At 71.8% G+C, this 20566-nt stretch carries 17 protein-coding genes; 14 read left to right on the top strand and 3 right to left on the bottom strand.

Going from position 1 to position 20566, the window contains the following annotated elements; translation table 11 throughout:
* Positions 1-155 precede the first annotated feature (155 nt).
* On the bottom strand, positions 156-1196 hold the full coding sequence (locus tag WN71_RS20310; RefSeq protein WP_052742881.1) for a porin PorA family protein: 1041 nt from the start codon (positions 1194-1196) through the stop codon (positions 156-158).
* 263 nt (positions 1197-1459) lie between these two features.
* Between WN71_RS20310 and WN71_RS20305 the strand changes: the two genes are divergently transcribed.
* The 3 genes from WN71_RS20305 to WN71_RS20295 all read left to right on the top strand — a co-directional run bounded on the left by WN71_RS20305 (position 1460) and on the right by WN71_RS20295 (position 4782).
* Positions 1460-3019, top strand: coding sequence for an acyl-CoA synthetase (locus WN71_RS20305; protein WP_046581934.1), 1560 nt, complete (start codon positions 1460-1462; stop codon positions 3017-3019).
* Between the two features lie 38 nt (positions 3020-3057).
* Positions 3058-3690 carry a TetR/AcrR family transcriptional regulator gene (locus WN71_RS20300; protein WP_046581932.1) on the top strand — a complete coding sequence of 211 codons (633 nt, stop codon included), beginning with the start codon at positions 3058-3060 and terminating at the stop codon, positions 3688-3690.
* A gap of 210 nt (positions 3691-3900) precedes the next feature.
* Positions 3901-4782, top strand: coding sequence for an oxygenase MpaB family protein (locus tag WN71_RS20295; protein WP_046581931.1), 882 nt, complete (start codon positions 3901-3903; stop codon positions 4780-4782).
* An 85-nt stretch (positions 4783-4867) separates the two neighbouring features.
* Here WN71_RS20295 and WN71_RS20290 read toward each other — a convergent pair whose 3' ends face one another.
* Complete coding sequence (locus tag WN71_RS20290) at positions 4868-5494, bottom strand: TetR/AcrR family transcriptional regulator (protein ID WP_046581929.1); 627 nt, start codon at positions 5492-5494, stop codon at positions 4868-4870.
* A gap of 154 nt (positions 5495-5648) precedes the next feature.
* Here WN71_RS20290 and WN71_RS20285 point away from each other — a divergent pair, with 154 nt between their 5' ends.
* On the top strand, positions 5649-6812 hold the full coding sequence (locus tag WN71_RS20285) for a TetR/AcrR family transcriptional regulator (protein WP_046581927.1): 1164 nt from the start codon (positions 5649-5651) through the stop codon (positions 6810-6812).
* A gap of 173 nt (positions 6813-6985) precedes the next feature.
* Here the strand turns inward: WN71_RS20285 and WN71_RS20280 are convergent, their stop codons facing one another.
* Positions 6986-8167, bottom strand: coding sequence for an oxygenase MpaB family protein (locus tag WN71_RS20280; protein ID WP_476756013.1), 1182 nt, complete (start codon positions 8165-8167; stop codon positions 6986-6988).
* 289 nt (positions 8168-8456) lie between these two features.
* Between WN71_RS20280 and WN71_RS20275 the strand changes: the two genes are divergently transcribed.
* From WN71_RS20275 to WN71_RS43245, 10 genes are all read left to right on the top strand, one after another.
* Complete coding sequence (locus tag WN71_RS20275) at positions 8457-10076, top strand: succinic semialdehyde dehydrogenase (RefSeq protein ID WP_046581923.1); 1620 nt, start codon at positions 8457-8459, stop codon at positions 10074-10076.
* Entirely contained in the window at positions 10073-10552 is a 480-nt protein-coding gene (locus tag WN71_RS20270) for a DUF4334 domain-containing protein (RefSeq protein ID WP_206300106.1), read from the top strand. Before WN71_RS20275 ends, WN71_RS20270 begins: the two co-directional genes overlap by 4 nt.
* Positions 10549-11601: an alcohol dehydrogenase catalytic domain-containing protein gene (locus tag WN71_RS20265; RefSeq protein ID WP_046581921.1), complete on the top strand. Its 1053-nt coding sequence runs from the start codon at positions 10549-10551 to the stop codon at positions 11599-11601. The genes WN71_RS20270 and WN71_RS20265 overlap by 4 nt, the downstream gene beginning before the upstream one ends.
* A 108-nt stretch (positions 11602-11709) precedes the next feature.
* Positions 11710-12873, top strand: coding sequence for an acyl-CoA dehydrogenase family protein (locus WN71_RS20260; protein WP_046581919.1), 1164 nt, complete (start codon positions 11710-11712; stop codon positions 12871-12873).
* A 45-nt stretch (positions 12874-12918) separates the two neighbouring features.
* On the top strand, positions 12919-14127 hold the full coding sequence (locus WN71_RS20255) for an acetyl-CoA C-acetyltransferase (protein WP_046581918.1): 1209 nt from the start codon (positions 12919-12921) through the stop codon (positions 14125-14127).
* Between the two features lie 40 nt (positions 14128-14167).
* Positions 14168-16330, top strand: coding sequence for a 3-hydroxyacyl-CoA dehydrogenase NAD-binding domain-containing protein (locus tag WN71_RS20250; RefSeq protein ID WP_046581916.1), 2163 nt, complete (start codon positions 14168-14170; stop codon positions 16328-16330).
* Positions 16323-17333 carry an NAD(P)H-dependent flavin oxidoreductase gene (locus tag WN71_RS20245; RefSeq protein ID WP_046581915.1) on the top strand — a complete coding sequence of 337 codons (1011 nt, stop codon included), beginning with the start codon at positions 16323-16325 and terminating at the stop codon, positions 17331-17333. Before WN71_RS20250 ends, WN71_RS20245 begins: the two co-directional genes overlap by 8 nt.
* A gap of 235 nt (positions 17334-17568) precedes the next feature.
* A complete protein-coding gene (locus tag WN71_RS20240; protein WP_046581914.1) occupies positions 17569-19383 on the top strand; it encodes an AMP-dependent synthetase/ligase in 1815 nt (604 codons plus the stop codon).
* A gap of 658 nt (positions 19384-20041) precedes the next feature.
* A complete protein-coding gene (locus tag WN71_RS40970) occupies positions 20042-20263 on the top strand; it encodes a DUF7489 domain-containing protein (RefSeq protein WP_046581912.1) in 222 nt (73 codons plus the stop codon).
* 129 nt (positions 20264-20392) lie between these two features.
* The gene (locus WN71_RS43245) at positions 20393-20515 is read left to right on the top strand and encodes a hypothetical protein (RefSeq protein ID WP_276208119.1); all 123 of its coding nucleotides are present in this window, start codon (positions 20393-20395) and stop codon (positions 20513-20515) included.
* The last annotated feature ends 51 nt before the right edge of the window (positions 20516-20566 follow it).

The following is a 20566-nucleotide window of genomic DNA, read 5'->3' as shown; positions in this document are numbered from 1 at the left end:
TCGTGTGCGCGGACAGCGGAAGGCGGGAGGCGGAGGCGGACAGCGGAAGGCGGAGGCGGAAGGTGGGGGGTGGGAGTCGGAAGGTGGGGCGTGAGGCGGAACATGCGAAAGGACGGGACCCGCCCCTTGGGCGGGTCCCGTCGGCCCTCCTCCGCTCACGCCGCCGGAGTCGGGGCCTCCTCGCGCTCGTCCTCGGACGGGCTGCGGTCGCCGGCCGCGCGCCGGGCGAACCGGAAGGCGAGGGCCGCCGCCAGGATGGCGAGGACGAGCAGGCCGAGCGGGACGCCCGTACTCAGCCACCACCACGCGCGCTGCGCCACCGAGGCGTCGTGCGTCTGCTGGTGCACCGAGGCGGCCGCGCCCTTGACCGAGACGTCGGTCACCGGGAACAGCGTGACCGGGCCGCTCGCGCCCTGCGTCTGCGCGAGCACCGTCTGGTGCAGGGAGCCGTTCAGTGCCAGTCCGGTGCTCGCGTCGACCCAGCCCGTGCGCTCGGTGGTGGACGTGTACGTGAGCGGGACGGCCTCGGGCAGGGCCGCGAGCGCCGCCTTTCCGGGCCGCTGGGCCGCGGGCAGCGCCTGGCTGAGCGCCGCGACAGCGCTGCGGGGGAGGACCTTGGGCAGCGCCTTGACCGTGGTGGGGTCGGCGAGCGCGCCCGTGGCCTTGATGGCGTAGCGGTAGGCCTGACGGCCGTCCACCTGGTCCGATCCCGCGTAGCGGGCGGTCACCGTCCGGCGGACGCCCGTGTCCCAGAAGGGGTAGTCGCGCTTCTCGGGGTCCAGCGGCCAGGAGAACACCAGTCCCGAGTGCTGCTCGGCGCCCGAGCCGGCGGGTGCCGGGCGGTCGGAGAGGGTGCGCCGGTCCACCGCCCAGATGTGTTGGGCGCTGTTCAGCGTCTTGCCCCCGGGGCCGCGCAGCACGGCGTCGTCGAGGACGACGGCGGTACGGCCGCTGGTGTCCCGTACGGCGATGCGCCAGTCCAGGGTCACCGGCAGGTCGCGCAGGTACGCGTGGGCGCTGTCCCCGGCGGCCAGGGCGGGGGCGTTGAGCAGGGAGGCGGTGCCCTTGTAGTGGAACGTGCTGTCGGCGTCGGAGGGAATCTGGTGCAGGGCGGGATAGGCGCCGAACCTGGTGACCGCCGACGTGGCCACCAGGACCACGGCCGTCCCGGTCAGGATCCAGCTGCTCTTGCGCATGGCGGTTCTCCTCGGGGCGGGGATGCCGACGGGCCGGCGCACGAGAGATGTACGGCGACCCGTACTTAGCGAGCGCTAGGTAAGCTAGAGCGCCTCTGAGGGGTGGTCAATGCTTCGGCCGGAACTCAACCTTGGCCGTTGGAAGCGTTGTTGGGTGACCTGATGCGCTCTAGGCTGCGCCTCGCAGCACATTCCCGATTCTAGCGATCGCTCAGTAGAGAACTTGCGCGGCAAGCGCGAATCTCAGGTCGAGGAGGTGCCTTGTGTATCCGGGAGCACACGTCCGTACGTCCCCCGACAGGCCCGCGGTCGTCATGGCGGAGACCGGCCGGACGCTCACCTACGCCGAACTGGAACAGAACTCGCTCCGGCTGGCGAACGCTCTGCGCGCCGCCGGCCTCGCCCGCGGCGACGTGGTGGCCGTGGTGTCCGACAATGCCGTCGAGGTGTTCGAGGTGTACTGGGCGGCGCTGCGCTCAGGCCTGTACGTCACCGCCGTCAACCGCCACCTCGCCCCCGCCGAGGTGGCCTACGTCATCAACGACAGCGGGGCACGTGCCCTGGTGGTCTCCGCCGAACTGGGGGAACTGGCGCGGGCGGTGGCGGCCGAAACACCCGGCGTCGCGCTGCGGCTGGCCTTCGGCGGAGACGTACCGGGGCACGACTCCTACACGGCGACGCTGGCGGCCGTGTCCGCCACGCCACGGCCGTACCAGCCGCGCGGCGCCGACATGCTCTACTCGTCCGGCACCACCGGTCGTCCCAAAGGCATCAAGCCTCCGCTGCCGGACCGTCAGGTGCACGAGCCGGGCGACATCCCGACCGCGCTGTTCGGCCCCCTGTACGGATTCGGCCCGGACACCGTCTACCTGTCACCCGCACCCGTCTACCACGCCGCCCCGCTGCGCTTCGGCGGCGTGGTCCACGCCTACGGCGGCACCGTCGTGATGATGCGGCACTTCGACGCGGAACGGGCGCTGTCCGCCATCGAGCGGCACCGGGTCACCCACACCCAGTGGGTGCCGACCATGTTCGTACGCGCCCTGAAGCTGCCCCCGCAGGTGCGCACCCGGTACGACCTGTCGTCGCTGCGGGTCGCCATCCATGCCGCGGCGCCCTGCCCGGTGAACGTCAAACGGGCGATGATCGACTGGTGGGGACCGATCGTCCACGAGTACTACGCGGCGACCGAGGGCAGCGGGCTGACCTTCATCGACACCGCAGCCTGGCTGCGCAGGCCCGGCTCGGTGGGCCGTGCCCTGCTGGGGACGCTGAGGATCTGCGCCGACGACGGCCGGGAACTGCCGTCGGGCCAGGTCGGCACCGTCTACTTCGAGCGCGACGAGCCGGCTTTCGAGTACCACAACGATCCCGAACGGACCCGCGCCGCGCAGCACCCCCTCCACCCGTACTGGACCACCACCGGTGACGTCGGGCACGTCGACGCGCAGGGGTATCTCTTCCTCGCCGACCGGCGCGACTTCGTCATCATCTCCGGGGGAGTCAACATCTATCCGCAGGAGGTCGAGAACGCGCTGGCCCTGCACCCCAAGGTGGCGGACACGGCCGTGATCGGGCTGCCCGATCCGGAGATGGGGCAGGAGGTCAGAGCGGTGGTCGCCGTCGAGCCCGGCGTCCGACCGGGACCGCATCTGGAGCGCGAGCTGATCGCGTACGTGCGGGAGCGGATCGCCCACTACAAGGCGCCGCGCCACGTGGACTTCGTCGACAGCCTTCCGCGCACGCCGACCGGCAAGCTGCTCAAGCGGGTTCTGGTCGACCGATACCGCCGCAACCGCGAGTACGGCCTCGATGATCGATAGACTCGGCGCCGGAAGCGGGCGGACGGAAGGCACCGGTCATGGCGGAAGCGGTGGCGGCACTGCGTGCGGACGGGCACGAGGACTGGCGGACGTACGGGCCGCTGGAACTGCCGCCCATCCTGGCCGCCGCCCTGGAGGTCTTCGACGAGCAGGGCTACCACGGCACCAGCGTGCGCGAGATCGCGCGCCGGATCGGGGTCACCGTGCCCACGCTGTACTACCACTTCGACAACAAGCAGGCGCTGCTGGTCGAACTGCTCATGGGGTCGATGCGGGCGGTGCTCGGGCGCTGCCGCGACGCGGCGAAGGACGCCACCGACCCGGTGGCCCGCTTCCGGGCCCTGGTCGAGTGCGTCGTGCTCTACATGGCCCACCGCGGACCGCTGGCCTTCCTCGACACCGAGATCCGCAGCCTTGAACCCGACAACCGGGCACGCTACGTCGGACTGCGCGACGAACTGGAGGCCATGCTCCGGCACAGCGTGCAGGACGGCGTGGACCTCGGGGCGTTCACCACCCCCTACCCCGTGGACGCGGCGCGCGCGGTCCTGACCATGTGTCAGGGAGTTGTGAACTGGTACCGCCCGCAAGGGCCGTTGACCCCGGCCACGCTCGCGGAGCGCTACGTTGCCATCGCCCTGTCCACCGTGGGCCACCGGACACGTTCCTGAGATCGCCCTCGTCTCCCTTGTCCCGCCGAGGTGTTGACGCCTCCGGTGAGACAAGTGAATAGTTTTTGTATCTTCGCCGCCCTCGGCGATCCGCCCCGCACCTCCCGCCACTTCGACGGAACCCGGCTCCGGGCCCCTCGCCGTCGAGCCCGGTTCCGGACTCGGCGGCCGGCGCCACCGTGAGCAACGGGCCGCGACAGGAGACAGCTCATGGGCCGCTACACCCGGCTGCGCCGCATCGAAGCCCTGGACCCCCGGCGTGACTACCAGCAGATATTCTGGTGGACCACCCAGTACGAGTTCCCGTGGGACTACCTCCAGGGCGTGTCCGTCGCGTTCCTGCGGGACTACGGCATCCCCCGCATCTCCCGACTCCTCGACCGTACCCAGGAGTTCGAGCGCACCGGGCGCAAGCGGTACGACGACACCGTGCTCATCGCCTACGAGATGGTGCGCGACGGCCTCGACTCCGAGCACGGCCGGGCCACCGCGCAGCACCTCAACCGCATCCACGGCCGCTACCGGATCGCCAACGAGGACTACCTGTACGTCCTCGCCACCACCGTGGTGGGACCCAAGCGTTGGATCGACCGGTACGGCTGGCGCCCCCTGTGCCGGCAGGAGACCGAGAGCCTCGCCCAAGTGGGCCGCCGCATGGGCGAGATGATGGGCATCACGGAACTCCCCGACGACTACACCGGGTTCGAGCAGCTCCTCGACTCCTACGAGAAGGAGAAGTTCGCCTACGACCCCGCCAACCGGCGCGTCGCCGCCGCGACGCTTCGGGTCGTCGTCGACCTCTACCCGCGCCTCCTGCGTCCGTTCGTCTCACGCGTCGTGCTCGCCCTGCTCGACGGCCCGCTGCTGACCGCGCTCGGTCTGCATCGCCAGCCTCTCTGGCTGCGCACGGCGGCCCACCGCGCCCTGCGGGCCCGCGCCGCTCTCGTACGACGGCTGCCCTCCCGGCCCGAACACCGGCCGCACCGGCCGAAGCCCCGCACCTACCCCTTCGGCTGGACCCTCGACGACCTGGGCCCGCACTGGGCGCACGAAAGACCCCTGCCGGGGCCGGCCGGCGAGGAGGCGCGGTGACGGAGCCGGTCCGCGCCACCGGCGGCCGGTGGGGCGCCGGTCTCGCCTCCGGCGTCGTGCGTGCCGCAGCGTTCGAGCCGTCAGCTCACGCGTCGAGCAGCGGCGCGAGGTACCGGCCGGCGAAGGCCCTCGCCTGGTCGTCGTCGTCGAGCCCGATGCAGCCGGCCGGGTTGAGCAGGAACGACACCGCGACCCGCACCATCAGCTCGGCCACGGGGCGCGGGTCGGACTCGGGCAGGCCCTCGGCCTCCCGGGCCCGCCGCAGGTGTCCCGCGAGATACTCCGTCGTCGCGGCGAGCGCCGGACCGCCCTGAACCGTCAGGTAGGGCAGGACCACGTCGGGTTCGATCCGGAGCAGCCCGCCGAACAGCGGGTGTGCCCGGGTGTGGCGCAGGGCGACCGCGAAACCCTCGACGATCCTGTCCCGCATGGTCGGCAGGCCGGCCACGGCGGAGTCCAGCTCATGGAAGAAGCGGCCGGCCTCGCGCACCAGGCACGCCTCGACCAGACGGTCCTTGGTGCCGAACCGCCGGTAGACCGTCACCCGTGAGACGCCCGCCCGTTTGGCGACGTCGTCCACCGACGAGCGGCGCAGACCGAACGTGGTGAACTGCTCCACCGCGGCGTCCAGGATCTGCCGGGACAGCTTCTCCTCGGTCTCGGGGCGGGCGACGGCGCGCGCGAGCAGGGAGTCCAGGGCGGTCGTGTTCATGGTGCCTTTCACGGTACCGGGACTCTTTCGCGCGGCAACAGCGCCGGGGCGCAGGCGGCCTGGGCGCCGTCGGCGCGGCGGTGGGTTCTGGGCCTCGATCGCCTTGTGATTCACTAGGGCGCATGGCACTGTCTCCCCGTATGTCCGCCTGCCGGTGAACACGGATCCGATCGCGGCCACCAGACCGCGCAACCGCAGGCAACTGATCGTCGAGGCCGCCGGACGGGTGTTCAGCAAGCGGGGCTATCACGCGGCGTCCATGGAGGAGATCGCCACCGACGTGGGGATCAGCGCGGCGGCCCTCTACCGGCACTTCCCCAACAAGTACGCCCTGTTCGCCGAGTGCGCGCACGTCAACGCGGACCAACTCCTGGCGGCGGTCGACGAGCTACCGCCGGGAGCCGGTCTGGAGCGGGTGCTGGGCGGTGTCGCCCGGGCCGCGGTCGCCCATCGGGCGTCGGGCGGTCTGTACCGGTGGGAGGCGCGTTACCTGGTCCGTGAGGACCGCCGCCTGCTCGGTGTGAAGCTGGGGCGGGTCGTCGGCCGGGTCACCGAGGCGGTGCGCGAGGAGTACGCCGTGCCGGACCCGGAGTTGCACGCAGCGGCCGCCCTCGGGGCGATCGGGTCCATCACGATGCACCATGTCTCCCTCACCCAACGCCGTCTGGAAGAGGTGCTGGTGGCGTCCGCCCTGCGGGTGTGCACGAGTGATCCGGCGCGGACCGTGGAGGGACCGCGCCGCACGGAACTGCCCGTCCGGCCCGTGCCGCGCACGCGACGCGCGGAGATTCTCGCGGCCGCCATTCCGCTCTTCGCGCGCGACGGGTTCGTGAAGGTCACCAACGGGCAGATCGCCGAGGCGGTGGGGCTGGCCCCGTCGGCCCTCTACCGTCACTACCCCACCAAGGTGGACATCCTGGTGGCGGCGTGCCTGCAGGCGGCGGCGCTGCTGTCGCAGACGGTCGACCAGGGCCTGGGCGAGGTGACCGACCCGCACGACGCCGTGCTCTCCCTGGCGGCGGCGTACGTGGCCTACAGCTTCGAGCACACCGAGCTCACCAGCGTCGCCGAAGCCGAGATCCGCGGTCTGCCGGCCGACGTGCAGCAGCCCCTGATCCTCGCGCAGCGTGAGCACGTCGATCTGTGGGAGCAGCAACTGCGCGCGGCGCGGCCGGAGTTGGACCCGCGCCAGGCGCGGGTCCTGGTGCACGCCGGATTCGGTGTCGTGGTCGAGGCCGGGCGCAGGCTGCACTGGCAGGACTCGGTCGAGCACCGGGACACCGTGACGGCTCTGGTCGTGGCCGCCCTGGGTGTCTAGGGCATGGTGCGAGAGCGGCGTCGTGCGGCGGACGCCGCTTCCGGGAGAGGCCCCGCGGCGTGCGGTCGGATGCCGGAGCCGCCATGGACGATGCGGTCCCGGTCGGCGTGGCGCGGCGACGCCCCGCGGCCGGTGGGGACGGTCACGGGGCGTCGTACGAGGGGCGGGCCGGCTCAGGCGCCGGGCCGGTTCGCGGTGGGGAGTGTGATCGGTGTCTGCGTCGGCGAGGTGCCGTTGTTGAGGAAGAGCATCGCGATGCCGCGCAGGGTCTGGTCGAAGAGGTAGAAGCCGTCCGGCACGATGGGCGAGAGCCCCTCGCGGAAGGCGACGTACAGCGGCCAGGCGGTCTGGATCAGGGCGCGGGAGACCAGGTCGTGGGGGAGGTGGAGCCAGTCGGCGTACTGGTCGCCGATCAGGTAGCGGGTGAACTCGCTGACGAATCCGGTGTCGAGGCCGGCGACGGGGTCCTCGACGTATCCGAGGAGCGTCTTGGCCAGGTCGATGCCCTCGGTGGTGGGGGCGACTACCGGCCACAGCATCTGGCTCGCCTGCGTCTGCGCGGCGGACCAGCTGGCGGGGATGAACTGCTCCTGGACGCCGAGCAGGCTGAGGGCCACCTGCCAGGCGTGGAGGTCGGCGGCCTGTTCCGCGGCCGACAGCGGGATGCCCCACTTCTTCATGTTGTTGTGCGCGACGGTGGCGACCGAGTGGAAGGTGCGCAGGATGTCGCCGTTGCTGATCGGCTTCGGCTGGTCGGCGGTGGCCGAGAAGTGGGCCGAGGTGGGCAGCAGGTTGCGGACCGCCGCGTGGACCAGGCGCGTCTTGTTGGCGGTGACGACGAAGTGCCCGTTGTTCTTCCAGGCGTTGCCGTTGTGGAGGTCGTAGCCGAAGGTGAAGGTCTTGGCCGCGCGGGCCTTCATGTCGGCGCCGCCTGCGGACCAGTAGACGGCTCGGGCCTCGCGCGGGATCACGGTGCTCAGGATCCCGCTGCCGAGGCTCTCGGACACGAACAGGTAGCTGCTCAGGCGGACGTAGAGCGTCTCGGAGGCGGCGAGCAGTGCGGGATCGGCCCATGACGGCAGCTTGTTGACCTGCGTGAGGTAGCTGGTGAGGTAGGCGGGCATCCCCGAGGGCAGGGCGTCGGCGTTGTTGACCCAGGACTCCCAGGCCGTGTTGACCGCCGGGACGGAGCCGTCGGCCAGGAGCCGGGTCGCCACGTCGTCGGCCGCGGGGTCCCAGACCTGGAAGGGGTCGGTGACGGTGTCGGTGGCGGCGATCGAGCCGCTGGACGACCACGACCAGGCCTGCGGCACGTTCGTCAGGCCCACCAGGCCCAGCGCGGCGCCCAGCGTCATCGCGCGCCTTCTGCTGAGATTTGTCATTCACTTACCTACTTTCGAGGTAGGTCGGACAGTGCCGTTCCTGTTGACATCGAGCGCCAGTTGAGGGCGGCAGCAAGCTTGTCCACCGATGTGATTTTTGATTAACATAACGACGTGATCCGGCGGCGGCAAGACCTCTGCGCGCCTCAGAGGCCACTGCTGTCGCAGCCCGGTGCCCGATCCCGCTCACCGGCCGCGCCACCGCGAACCGCCGCAGAACCACCACGCCTTCCCCGTCCCGTCCGGCATCCCTAGGAGCGCCATGAGCACGGAGCAGGACCAGATCGAAGCGCCTCCGCCCCGGATGGCGAATTCACGACCCGCATGGGTGACCGACGAACTGATCGAGCGCTGGTGCGCGTGGGTGCACCAGGAGGGGGCCCGCGAGGGGCGTCCCGCCCCCGGCGCGGTGACCGCCCTGGCGCCGTACGATCTGTCGCCCCTCCCGCCCGTCCCCGCCTGCGACCCGCGGGACGTCGCCGCCGCGGCCGCAACCGCCACGGAGGCCCGACACACCTGGGCGCACACGCCGATCGGGCGTCGCGCCGCCATCGTGCTCGCCTTCCACGACCTGCTGCTGCGGCGGCAGGACGAAGTCCTCGACCTGATCCAGTGGGAGACCGGAAAGGCGCGCTACCACGCCTGGCAGGAGGTCGCGCAGGTCGCCGCGATCGCCCGGCACTACGCCCGCAGGGCCCGCCGCTACCTGGCCCCACGGCGGGTGCGGGGCATGGTCCCCGGCCTGACGAAGGTCAGGGAAGTACGGGTGCCGAGGGGGCTGGTCGGCATCGTCTCGCCGTGGAACTACCCCCTCTATCTCGGAGTGGGAGACGTGCTTCCCGCGCTCCTCGCCGGCAACGGCGTTGTCTCCAAGGCGGATTCGCAGACCGCGCTGACCCTGCTGTGGACGCGGGAGCTGATGGCGCAGGCAGGTCTGCCCGCCGGGCTGTGGCGGATCGTGGCCGGAGACGGGGAAGTCGTGGGCAGCGCCGTGGTCGACGCCGCCGACTACGTCTGCTTCACCGGCTCGACGGCCACCGGGCGCACCGTCGCCGAGCGCGCCGCCCGGCGACTGGTCGGCTGCTCCCTCGAACTCGGCGGCAAGAACCCGCTGATCGTGCGCGCCGACGCCGACGTCACCGCCGCGGCGGCCGGCACCGTCGTCGCCGCCTTCGCGAACACCGGCCAGATGTGCATCCACATCGAACGCGTCTACGTGCACGAGCGGGTGTACGACGCCTTCCGTGACGAACTCGTGCACCTGACAGGGAAGTTGCGGCTCGCGCCGACCTACGACTACTCGGCGGACGTCGGATCGCTGCTCTCCGCGGCACAGCTCGCGGCGGTCGAGGATCATGTCGGCGACGCCGTGGCGAAGGGCGCGACCGCGCTCGCGGGTGGCAGGCCCAGGCCCGACATCGGCCCCCTGTTCTACGCTCCCACCGTCCTCGAAGGCGTCACCGACGCCATGGCCGTCTGCCGAGCGGAGACGTTCGGCCCCGTCGTCTCCCTCTACCCCTTCGCCTCGGACGACGAGGCCGTGAGCCTTGCCAACCAGGGCAGTTACGGCCTGTCCGCGTCGATCTGGTCGCGCGACACCCGCACGGCCGACCGGATGGCCCGGCGGATCCACTGCGGATCGGTCAACATCAACGACGGCGCCGCGGCCGCGGCCGGCAGCATCGAGGCCGGCATGGGCGGGATGCGCGACAGCGGACTGGGGCGCCGCCACGGCGCCGAGGGCATCCTCAAGTACACCGAGAGCCAGACCGTCGCCGCGCAGCGCCTCATGCCGCTCGGCCCGCCACCGGGGGCCGTCGAGAGCTTCGTCCGCCGCACCAACGGCCAACTGGCCCTGCTGCGCCGGATGCGTGTGCGGTGAACGACCTCACAGCCTCCGTGTCCGAGCGGTGGCGAGTCCTGCGGGTGGCGGCCGGACCGGTCGATCCGGGCGAACTCGACGCCCTGTGGCGGGACCTGGACACCGTCGACGCCGCGGACCTGCTCGGCTCCTGGCGGGGTTTCGCCTTCCCGACCGGCCATCCAGTCGAGCGGATGCTCGCCCGCAGCCGGTGGCACGGCAAACGCTTCGACGCCCTGCACGACGCCAAACCCCTGATCTGCCGGACCGAGGACGGCAGCCTCTACTCCGACACCACCTCGGGCCGCGGAGAGGCCAGCCTCTGGAACATCGAGTTCCGCGGCGAGGTGACGGCCACCATGGTCTACGACGGCATGCCCGTGTTCGACCACTTCAAGCGGGTCGACGACGCCACCCTCATGGGCGTGATGAACGGCAAGGCCGACGGAGTGCTTGCGAGCGGCCGGCTCTTCTACTTCGGCCTGGAGCGCGAATGAGGATATCCGCGCTGCTCTCGCACGGCCCGGCGCCCAGCGAGCTCGTCGAGGCCGAACTTGACGAACCGCGCGCCGACGAGGTGATCGTCCGGATCGAGGCCGTCGGAGTGTGCCACACGGACCTCGTCACCCGGGAGAACCTCGGGGCGCGGCGGGCGGTCCTCGGCCACGAGGGCTGCGGCACCGTCGAGCGGCTCGGCTCGGCCGTCGACCGCCTCACCGTCGGCGACCGGGTGGTGATCGCCTTCGCGTCGTGCGGGCGCTGCGGTCAGTGCCGGGGCGGGCATCCCGCGTACTGCGCCTGGGCCGGCGCGCTCAACGGCTCCGGACGGCGGCTGGACAGGTCGTCGACGATCCGCGTCGGAAGCGAGCCGGTCTTCGGCGCCTTCTTCGGCCAGTCGTCGTTCGCCACCGCCGCGCTGACGCCGGCCGGCTCCTGCGTACCCGTCGGTGACGCGCCGCCGGAAGTGGTCGCACCCCTGGGCTGCGGGTTCCTGACCGGGGCGGGGGCGGTGCTCAACGTGCTGCGCCCCCGCCCCGGCGACCGGCTGCTGGTCGTCGGCGCGGGCGGCGTCGGCGCCGCCGCGGTGCTGACCGCCCTGTCCGAAGGCGTCGAGGCCGTCGTGGCGGAACCCGTCGCCGCGCGCCGCGCGCTGTGCGCCGGGTTCGGTGCCACTGCCGTGGCCTCGCTGGACGAACCGATCCCGCCGGTGACGCACGCCCTGGACACCACGGGGCGGCCCGAGTCGATTGCCCGCGCCCTCACCCTGCTGCGGCCACGCGGCGCGCTGGCGCTGACTGGCCTCGGGCCCGCCGAAACCACCCTCGACATACGGTCCTTGATGCTGCGCGGGCTCCAACTCCGCGGCTGTGTCGAGGGAGACGCCGAACCCTCGGTCCTCATCCCCGAACTGGTCCGGCGCCACCGTCAGGGCCGCCTGCCCCTGGACCGCCTGGTGACCACCTACGCCCTGGGCGACTTCGACCGCGCCGTCGCCGACCAGCGCGCGGGCCTGACCCTCAAACCGGTCCTCGTGCCCACGCGTTGAGCGTCGCCGCCGCCCTCCCTTGCGCGGCGGCCCCGCGACCGGCACCGCCGCCCGCCGTGCTGCCGCTTTCCTTCCGCACCCCTGCCCCGGAACAGAACAGGACCACCGATGGCCCATGTGATCTCCGCAGACCGGCCGCTCTACGACGACGAGCACGAACTCCTCCGCAAGACGGCCCGCGCCTTCGCCGACAAGCACGCCACCCCGCACGTCGAGCGGTGGCGGGCCGAGGGCAAGGTCGACCGCTCCCTGTTCGAGGAGGCGGCCCGGGCGGGCATCCTCGGCTTCAACATCCCCGAGGAGTACGGCGGCGGCGGGGTCGACGACTACCGCTTCAACGCCGTGATCGGCGAGGAGTTCTCCCGCCACCCCGCCTCGGACGCCCTCGCCGCGGTGACGCTCTCCAACGACATCGTCGTGCCCTACTTCACCGACCTGACCGATGACGCCCAGAAGGCGCGCTGGCTGCCCGGCATCGCCGCCGGTGAACTCGTCGTGGCGGTGGCGATGACCGAACCGGGAACGGGCAGCGACCTGGCCGGCATCACCACCACCGCCGTCCGCCACGGCGACGACTACGTGGTCAACGGCAGCAAGGTCTTCATCTCCAACGGCCAGAACGCCGACCTCGTCGTCACCGCGGTCCGCACCGGCGAGGACCGCCACGGCGGCATCAGCCTCCTGGTCATCGAGGCGGACCGTCCGGGCTTCACCCGCGGACGCAACCTGGAGAAGATCGGCCTGCACGCCCAGGACACCAGCGAACTGTTCTTCCTGGACGTCCGCGTACCGGACTGCAACCTGCTCGGCGAGGAGGGATCGGGCTTCAAGTCGCTCGTGCGCAACCTCCCCCAGGAACGCATCTCGATCGCCGCCAACGCCGTGGCCTCCCTCGAGGGGGTGCTCGAACGCACCCTGGAGTACGTCAAGGGGCGCACCGCGTTCGGCCGACCGATCGGCACCTTCCAGAACACCCGCTTCGAACTGGCCGAGATGGTCACCACCGCCCGGGTCGGCCGCGCCTACCTGGACGACCTCCTCGCCCGGCACTCCCGCCGCGAACTCACCGCCGTGGACGCGGCGGCCGCGAAGTTCTGGGCCACCGAGAACTACGTCGCCGTCGTCGGCCGCTGCCTCCAACTCCACGGCGCCTACGGCTACATGCGCGAATACCGCATCGCCCAGGACTACCTCGACTCGCGCATCACCACCATCTACGGCGGCACCACCGAGATCATGAAAGAGATCGTCGGCCGCGACCTGGGCCTGTAGACCCCCGCCCCACCACCTCGTCCCGATCCCAGGAAAGGGGGCGTCGTGTCCGACGCCTACATCTACGACGCCGTACGAACGCCGCGGGGCAAGAACCGCGGCGGCGCGCTGCACGGCACCAAGCCCGTCGATCTCGTCGCGGGCCTCATCCACGCGCTCCAGGAACGCAACCCGGCCCTCGACCCGGAACTGATCGACGACATCGTGCTGGGCGTCGTCTCGCCCGTGGGGGAGCAGGGCGGCGACATCGCCCGCACCGCCGCCCTCGTCGCGCGACTGCCCCATACGGTGGCCGGCGTCCAGGTCAACCGGTTCTGCGCGTCCGGTCTCGAGGCCGTCAACCTCGCCGCACAGAAGGTCGCCTCCGGCTACGAGAGCCTGGTTCTGGCGGGCGGCGTCGAGTCGATGTCGCGGGTCCCGATCGGCTCCGACGGCGGCGCCTACGCGCAGGATCCCACCACCGCGTACGACGGGTACTTCGTGCCCCAGGGCATCGGCGCCGACCTGATCGCGACCATGGAGGGCTTCAGCCGCGAGGACGTCGACGCCTACGCCGCCCGCTCGCAGGAGCGCGCCGACACGGCCTGGCGCGAGGGCCGCTTCCGGAAGTCGATCGTGCCCGTCCGCGACCTGAACGGCGTCCTGGTCCTCGACCACGACGAACACCGCCGGCCCGGCACCACCGCCGAGAGCCTCGCCGCGCTGCCCGCCTCCTTCGCCGCCGTCGGCGCGCAGGCCGGCTTCGACGCGGTCGCCCTGCAGAAGTACCACCACCTGGAGCGGATCGACCACGTCCACCACGCCGGCAACAGCTCCGGAATCGTCGACGGAGCCGCCCTCACCCTGATCGGCACCCGCGAGATCGGCGAACGCCTCGGCCTGGTCCCGCGCGCCCGCATCGTGGCGACCGCCGTCACCGGCGCCGAGCCGACCATCATGCTCACCGGCCCCGCCCCCGCGACCCGCAAGGTCCTCGCGAGCGCCGGCCTGGACGTCGACGACATCGACCTGTTCGAGCTGAACGAGGCCTTCGCCGCGGTCGTCATGAAGTGGCAGCGCGACCTGAAGGTGCCCGACGAGAGGGTCAACGTCAACGGCGGCGCCATCGCCATGGGCCACCCGCTGGGCGCCACCGGAGCCATGATCCTCGGCACCCTGCTCGACGAGCTGGAGCGCACCGGCGGGCGCCGCGGCCTCGCGACCCTGTGCGTCGGCGCGGGCATGGGCATCGCCACCGTCATCGAACGCACCTGACCGCCGCACCCACCGCGTACCGAAAGAGAGCCTTCGAGAGATGACCGCATCCGCCATCAGCTACGCCCGCGACGCCGACGGGATCGTCACCCTCACCCTCGACGACCCCACCTCGTCGGTCAACACCATGAACGACGCCTTCATGACCGGCCTGGAGGAATGCGTCCCGCGCCTCGAAGCCGAACGGGACAGCGTCACCGGGGTGCTGCTCGTGTCCGCGAAGAAGACGTTCTTCGCCGGCGGCGACCTCAACCGGCTCAGCGCCGGCAGCGCCGACCGGGCGGCCGAGGAGACGGACTACATCAACCGGATGAAGGGATTCATGCGCCGGCTCGAGCGGCTCGGCAGGCCGGTCGTGGCGGTCCTGGACGGCACCGCACTGGGCGGCGGCCTCGAAGTCGCCCTCTGCGCCCACCACAGGATCGCCACCGGCCTGCCCGGCAGCCGCTTCGGCCTGCCCGAAGTCGGCCTCGGACTGCTGCCCGGCGGCGGCGGCATCACCCGCACCGTGCGCATGTTCGGCCTGCACAAGGCGCTGTCGGAGGTGATCCTGCCGGCGACGAAGTTCACCCCGCGGGCGGCCCTCGCGCTCGGCCTCGTCGACCAACTCGTCGAGAGCGCCCAGGAGGGGCACTCGCGGGCGCGGGCCTGGATCGCCGAACACCCCGAGGCCCGCCAGCCCTGGGACGTCAAGGGCTTCCGGCTGCCGGGCGGCGACGTACGCGCCGCGGGGGTCGCGGCGACGCTGCCCGCACTCGCGGGCCTGCTGCGCAAGCAGACCAGGGGAGCGCCGATGCCCGCGCCGCGAGCGGCGCTGGCCGCCGCCGTCGAGGGCGCCCACGTCGACTTCGACACCGCCTCGCTGATCGAGACGCGCTACCTGGTCAGCCTGCTCGGCGGTCAGGTCACCAAGAACATGATCAAGGCGTTCTTCTTCGACCTGCAGCGCATCAACGCGGGCGCGAGCCGCCCGGCGGGCTTCGAACGCTTCGCCGCACGCAAGGTCGGGGTCATCGGGGCGGGCATGATGGGGGCGGGGATCGCCTACGTCAGCGCCAAGGCCGGCATCGACGTCGTGCTCAAGGACGTCAGCCCCGAGGCCGCGGAGGACGGCAAGGACTACGCCCGGCGCCTCGAGTCCAAGGCGCTGACAGCGGGGAGGACGACCCGGGAGACGTCCGAGGCCCTGCTGGGGCGGATCCGCACGACGGCCGACCCCGCCGACTTCGGCGGGGTGGACTTCGTCATCGAGGCGGTCTTCGAGTCGGCGCCGCTGAAACAGCGCGTCTTCCAGGAGGTCCAGCAGATCGTGGAGCGCGATGCCGTGCTCGGGTCCAACACCTCCACCTTGCCGATCACCCTGCTGGCCAAGGGCGTCGAGCGGGAGAGTGACTTCATCGGCATCCACTTCTTCAGCCCCGTCGACAAGATGCCCCTGGTGGAGATCGTGCGTGGTGAGCGCACGAGCGACGAGACGCTGGCCAAGGTCTTCGACTACGTCCTGCAGATCGGCAAGACCCCCATCGTCGTCAACGACTCGCGCGGCTTCTTCACCTCTCGCGTGATCGGCCGCTTCATCGCCGAGGCCGTCGCCGCCGTCGGCGAGGGCGTCGAGCCCGCCAGCGTCGAACAGGCCGCCCTCCAGGCCGGCTACCCGGCCGGCGCGCTGCAACTGCTGGACGAACTGACCCTGTCACTGACGCAGCGGATCCGGGTGGAGACCCGTGCCGCCGAGGAGGCCGAGGGCAGGACCTGGACCGAGCACCCCTCGGAGGCGGTGGTGGACTGGATGCTAGACCAGGGACGCGTCGGCCGCCGGGAGCGCGCAGGGTGGTACGAGTACGACGAGTCCGGAAAGCGCCTCGGCATCTGGCCGGGGGTCCGTGACCGCTACGGCTCCGGGCAGCGCGTCCTGCCGCTCCGGGACCTCCAGGAGCGGATGCTCTTCGCCGAGACCCTCGACGCCGTCGACTGCCTCGACAAGGGCGTGCTGACCAGCGTGGCCGACGCCAACGTGGGCTCGATCCAGGGCATCGGCTTTCCCGCCTGGACGGGCGGCGTCCTGCAGTACGCCAACCAGTACGAGGGCGGCCTGAACGGTTTCGTCGACCGGGCGCGTGAACTCGCCGCGGCCTACGGCGACCGATTCCTGCCGCCCGACTCGCTGGTGGAGCGCGCCGAGCGCGGTGAGATCTATGCCTGACGGCGTGCTCGCCCCGGCCCGGCTGCGGACCCGGCTCACCGACCTCCTGGACATCGAACACCCCGTCGTCCAGGGCGGGATGATGTGGGTCGGCCGGGCCGAGCTCGCCGCCGCCGTCTCCGAGGCCGGAGCGTTGGGCATCGTCACGGCCCTCACCCAGCCCACGCCGGGGGACCTGGCGCGCGAGATCGAGCGCACGCGCAGACTCACCGACAAGCCGTTCGGCGTCAACCTCACCATCCTCCCGACGATCACCCCGCCGCCGTACGACGAGTACAGGCGGGTGATCGTCGACTGCGGGGTGACGATCGTCGAGACCGCGGGCTCCAGTCCCGAGCCGCACATGGAGTTCTTCGCCGGGCACGGCGTGCGGATCATCCACAAGTGCACGAGCGTCCGGCACGCCGTGAAGGCGGAGCGGCTGGGCGTGGCCGCGGTGTCGATCGACGGCTTCGAATGCGCCGGACACCCCGGCGAGGACGACGTCCCCGGGCTGGTGCTGATCCCCGCGGCGGCCGACGTCCTCACCGTCCCGATCGTCGCCTCGGGCGGATTCGGCGACGGCCGCGGCCTCGCGGCCGCACTCGTGCTCGGCGCGGACGGGATCAACATGGGCACGCGCTTCTTGTGTTCGACGGAGGCGCCGGTCGCCGACGCGGTCAAGCAGCGGATCGTCGAGGCCGCCGAGCTCGACACCCGTCTCATCTTCCGCGAGTTGCGCAACACCGCCCGGGTGGCCCGCAATTCGGTCAGCGACGAGGTCGTAGGCATCCTCGCGGACGGCGGGACGTTCCCCGACGTACAGCAGCTGGTGAGCGGGGCGCGTGGCCGCCGGGTCTTCGAGGACGGCGACCTGGAGGCGGGCATCTGGTCCGTCGGCCTGTCCCAGGCGCTGGTGCGCGACATCGCGCCTGCCCGGCACATCGTGGAGCGGATCGTGCGTGAGGCCCATGCCACGATCACACGTGCCGCAGCGCTGTACGCGGGCGGCCCGGAGGCGTAGGAAGGGGGCCGGCGCGGGAGCGATCCCGGCGTCGGCCGCCGCCGACCCGCCCGGAGAGCACCCCGGGCGGGTCCGCCCCGTCGTCCGGCGCCACGCCGCTCCGCTGCGCCGCAGTCCCGTCGCCTCGCAACTCCTCGCTCCGCACGCCCTTCCTCCGCACCCCGTCCCACCGCATCCCGCTGTGCCGCACCCGCTCGATCGCACCCGCACCGCTTCAGTCCGCCAGGAGGCCGTCATGACATCAGCACCGCGCGCCGACCGGGAAGAACCGGCCGTGTCCACACTCCCGCAGCTGCTGGAGCGCAACGCCCGCCTCCACCGCGACCTGCCCGCCCTCTCCTGGAAGGAACGAGGCGGTGCGCAGAACCGCACGCTCACCTGGGCGCAGGTGCGCGAACACACCGGGCGTCTGGCGGCCGGCTACGCCGCACTGGGCGTCACCCGCGGCGATCACGTCCTGCTGATGATGGGCAACCGGCCCGAACACTGGCTCTCCGATCTCGCGCTGGTCCGCCTCGGCGCCGTGCCGGTCAGCGTCTACGGCACCGCCGCGCCGGGGCAGATCACACACATCGCGCGCAACTGCCGGGCGGCGGTGGCGGTCGTGGAGGGCGCGGCCCAGGTGGACGTGTGGGCGCCCCTGCTGGACGACGACCGGACCCCGCTCACCAGGCTCGTGGTGGCGGAACCCGGCGAGGAGGGCGGCCATCTGCCCTGTGCCGCGCTGCTCGCGGAACCGGTGCCGGACCACCTGGACAAGGCGCTCGACGCGGCCCGCCCCGACGACGCGCTGACCGTCGTGTACACCTCCGGCACCACGGGGGAACCCAAGGGCGTCGTCCTGACCCACGCGCAAGTTCTGGCAAACGCGCGGGCGTTGGACGACGTGGCGGAGCTGCCCGCGCATGTGGAGCACATCTGCTACCTGCCCTTCGCCCACATCGCGGAGCGGATGCTGGGCATCTACCTGCCCTGCCATCGGGCGTCGCACGTCCACCTGTGCGCCGATCAGGCCGCCGTCGCTCCCTTGGTGCGTGAGGTGCGCCCGCGGCAGTTCTTCGGCGTGCCGCGCATCTGGGAGAAGCTCGCGGTCGCGATCCGTACCGCGCTGGCCGCCCTGCCGGAAGAACAGCGCAAGGCGGTGGACGAGGCCGCGGCGGTGGCCCGTGAACACGTGGCGTTCCGTGAGCGCGGGGAGCGGCCGCCCGCCGAGCTGGAAGCGTTCTACGCCCGCTGCCGGGAACAGATCCTGCTGCCGGTACTGGCGAAGGGCGGGCTGGACCGGGTCACCTGGGCGGCCAGCGCCTCCGCGCCGATGCCGCTGGACGTGGTGCGGTTCTGGGCCGGTCTCGGCATCGTCGTCATGGACGCCTGGGGGCTCACCGAGACCACGGGGGTCGCCACCGGGAACAGCCCCAAGTCCGGATTCCGGCTCGGCTCGGTGGGACGGGCCGTCTCCAGCGTGAGCGTACGCACCGCCGCGGACGGCGAGTTGGAGGTGCGGGGCGCGTCGGTGTGCGCCGGATACCTGCGTCCGGACGGTTCGGTCGACCCGGCGGTGGACGACGACGGCTGGCTGCACACGGGAGACATCGGCCGGATCGACGAGGACGGCTACGTCTGGGTGACCGACCGCAAGAAGGAGATGATCATCACCTCGACCGGCAAGAACGTCTCCCCGGCGCTGGTGGAGAACACCCTCAAAGAACACCCGCTGATCGGGCAGGCCCTGGTCCACGGCGACAACCGGTCCTATCTGGTGGCCCTGTTGGTACTGGACGCCGAGGCGGCCCCCGCCTGGGCCGCGGCGCACGGCATCGAGGGCGACCTTGCGGCGCTCGCCGCGCACCCGGAGGTGCTCGCCGAGGTGGAGCGGGCGGTGGCCGCCGCGAACACCAGGCTCAACCGGACCGAACAGGTCAAGAAGTACCGCCTGCTGAGCGAGGAGTGGGGCCCGACGACGGGCGAGCTGACCCCGTCGCTGAAGCTGCGGCGGCGGGTGATCCGGGACAAGTACGCCGACGCCCTGGCGCAGTTGTACGCCGAATGAAGGCGTCGGGACCGCGTCGGCAGCGCGGCTCCCGCAGATGCCACCCAGGCCGGGGAACGACCGGTGCCGTCGCCTTCGCCCCCACCTTGGGCCCGCCCTCGACGAGCCTTCCGCCGGCCTCGCCCGCAGTCGGCCGTCCCCGGAACGGGGCGCCGCCCGCAGGCGAGGCGACGGCGCGTTGATCCGTCCGGAGGGTGGCGCGCGGCCGCAGCGCGACCGAGATCCGCTCTCCGTCCGGCCGCGGACCTCCGCCACCCTGGGAGGAGCCGTCGGAGCGACAGCGGCACGGTCTGGACGACGAACAGAGCAGGGACCAGCCGCCACACCGGTCCGGGGCCGGCGAAGACGACGATCGCGGCCGTGGTGATGCCTTGAGCCGCAGCCAGGTCAGCGGCCGTCCGGCCACGACCCCGGGCGTTTCGAGCGTCGTACCGCCTTGTGATGGTGGGGGGAGTGGCCGAGGCGCATGTCATTCCTTCGAGTTGGTCGAAATGTGTCGCGTCCGTCCGGCGGACCAATCCGCCCGCTCTGTCGCCACGCGCGACGAGGCCGTGGTCCCGTCGGGGACATTTGTACGGCCCCGCGGGCGACAGGTGTACGGCGGAACGGGTGCCTGGTGACACTGCGGCGCGGCTGTCTTCCTTCGTACGATTGCGGCATGTTCACATCTCGCAAACCAGGACCGGACGACGCCTGGGAGGGCATCGTCGAGGGCAAGTCGCGAGGCATGCTCGACGGCGCGAACATTTACCACTTCGCCAAGGTGCGGCTCGCCGACGGGCGGCGTGTCAAGGTGCGCGTCGACCGCGGGCTGTGGAAGTCGCTGGCGGCCGGCGACCGCATCGTGAAGGAACCGGGCAGCAACCCGGCCAGGTCGTAGTCGCCACCCGCAGGCGCTGCCGGCGCGGGCGTACGCAGGGTCCTCAAGGAGATCCCGGTAGCCGTCGCCGTCGCCGTCGCCGTCGCCGTCGCCGTCGCCGTCGCCGTCGCCGTTGCGGTGACGGTGCCGGTGACGACCGGAGGTCTGGAAGCCGGGAAGGGCTACGTCGAGGGCTGGTCCGGGGACCACTCGGTCCTCGTCGACCTGGGCCGGCGGCGCGGTCGTCGTGGCGGCGGTGCTCAGCAGCGTTGATCGCGCGTGCGCGCCAGCGAGGTGGCGAGGGGGCACGTCGGCCACGGATCT

It is taken from the genome of Streptomyces mangrovisoli (assembly GCF_000974985.2).
Taxonomy (GTDB): domain Bacteria; phylum Actinomycetota; class Actinomycetes; order Streptomycetales; family Streptomycetaceae; genus Streptomyces; species Streptomyces mangrovisoli.
Note: the sequence above shows the minus strand (reverse complement) of the source record. Positions and strands in the feature narration are given on the sequence as shown.

Coding starts and splice junctions, on each gene's coding strand:
- WN71_RS20280 (WP_476756013.1), bottom strand. CDS start 8,167: ATGACGCTGGGCGCCGCGCTGGGCCTGGTGGGCCTGACGAACGTGCCG.
- WN71_RS20240 (WP_046581914.1), top strand. CDS start 17,569: ATGACATCAGCACCGCGCGCCGACCGGGAAGAACCGGCCGTGTCCACA.
- WN71_RS20295 (WP_046581931.1), top strand. CDS start 3,901: ATGGGCCGCTACACCCGGCTGCGCCGCATCGAAGCCCTGGACCCCCGG.
- WN71_RS20275 (WP_046581923.1), top strand. CDS start 8,457: ATGAGCACGGAGCAGGACCAGATCGAAGCGCCTCCGCCCCGGATGGCG.
- WN71_RS20310 (WP_052742881.1), bottom strand. CDS start 1,196: ATGCGCAAGAGCAGCTGGATCCTGACCGGGACGGCCGTGGTCCTGGTG.
- WN71_RS40970 (WP_046581912.1), top strand. CDS start 20,042: ATGTTCACATCTCGCAAACCAGGACCGGACGACGCCTGGGAGGGCATC.
- WN71_RS20290 (WP_046581929.1), bottom strand. CDS start 5,494: ATGAACACGACCGCCCTGGACTCCCTGCTCGCGCGCGCCGTCGCCCGC.
- WN71_RS20265 (WP_046581921.1), top strand. CDS start 10,549: ATGAGGATATCCGCGCTGCTCTCGCACGGCCCGGCGCCCAGCGAGCTC.
- WN71_RS20300 (WP_046581932.1), top strand. CDS start 3,058: ATGGCGGAAGCGGTGGCGGCACTGCGTGCGGACGGGCACGAGGACTGG.
- WN71_RS20250 (WP_046581916.1), top strand. CDS start 14,168: ATGACCGCATCCGCCATCAGCTACGCCCGCGACGCCGACGGGATCGTC.
- WN71_RS20245 (WP_046581915.1), top strand. CDS start 16,323: ATGCCTGACGGCGTGCTCGCCCCGGCCCGGCTGCGGACCCGGCTCACC.
- WN71_RS20260 (WP_046581919.1), top strand. CDS start 11,710: ATGGCCCATGTGATCTCCGCAGACCGGCCGCTCTACGACGACGAGCAC.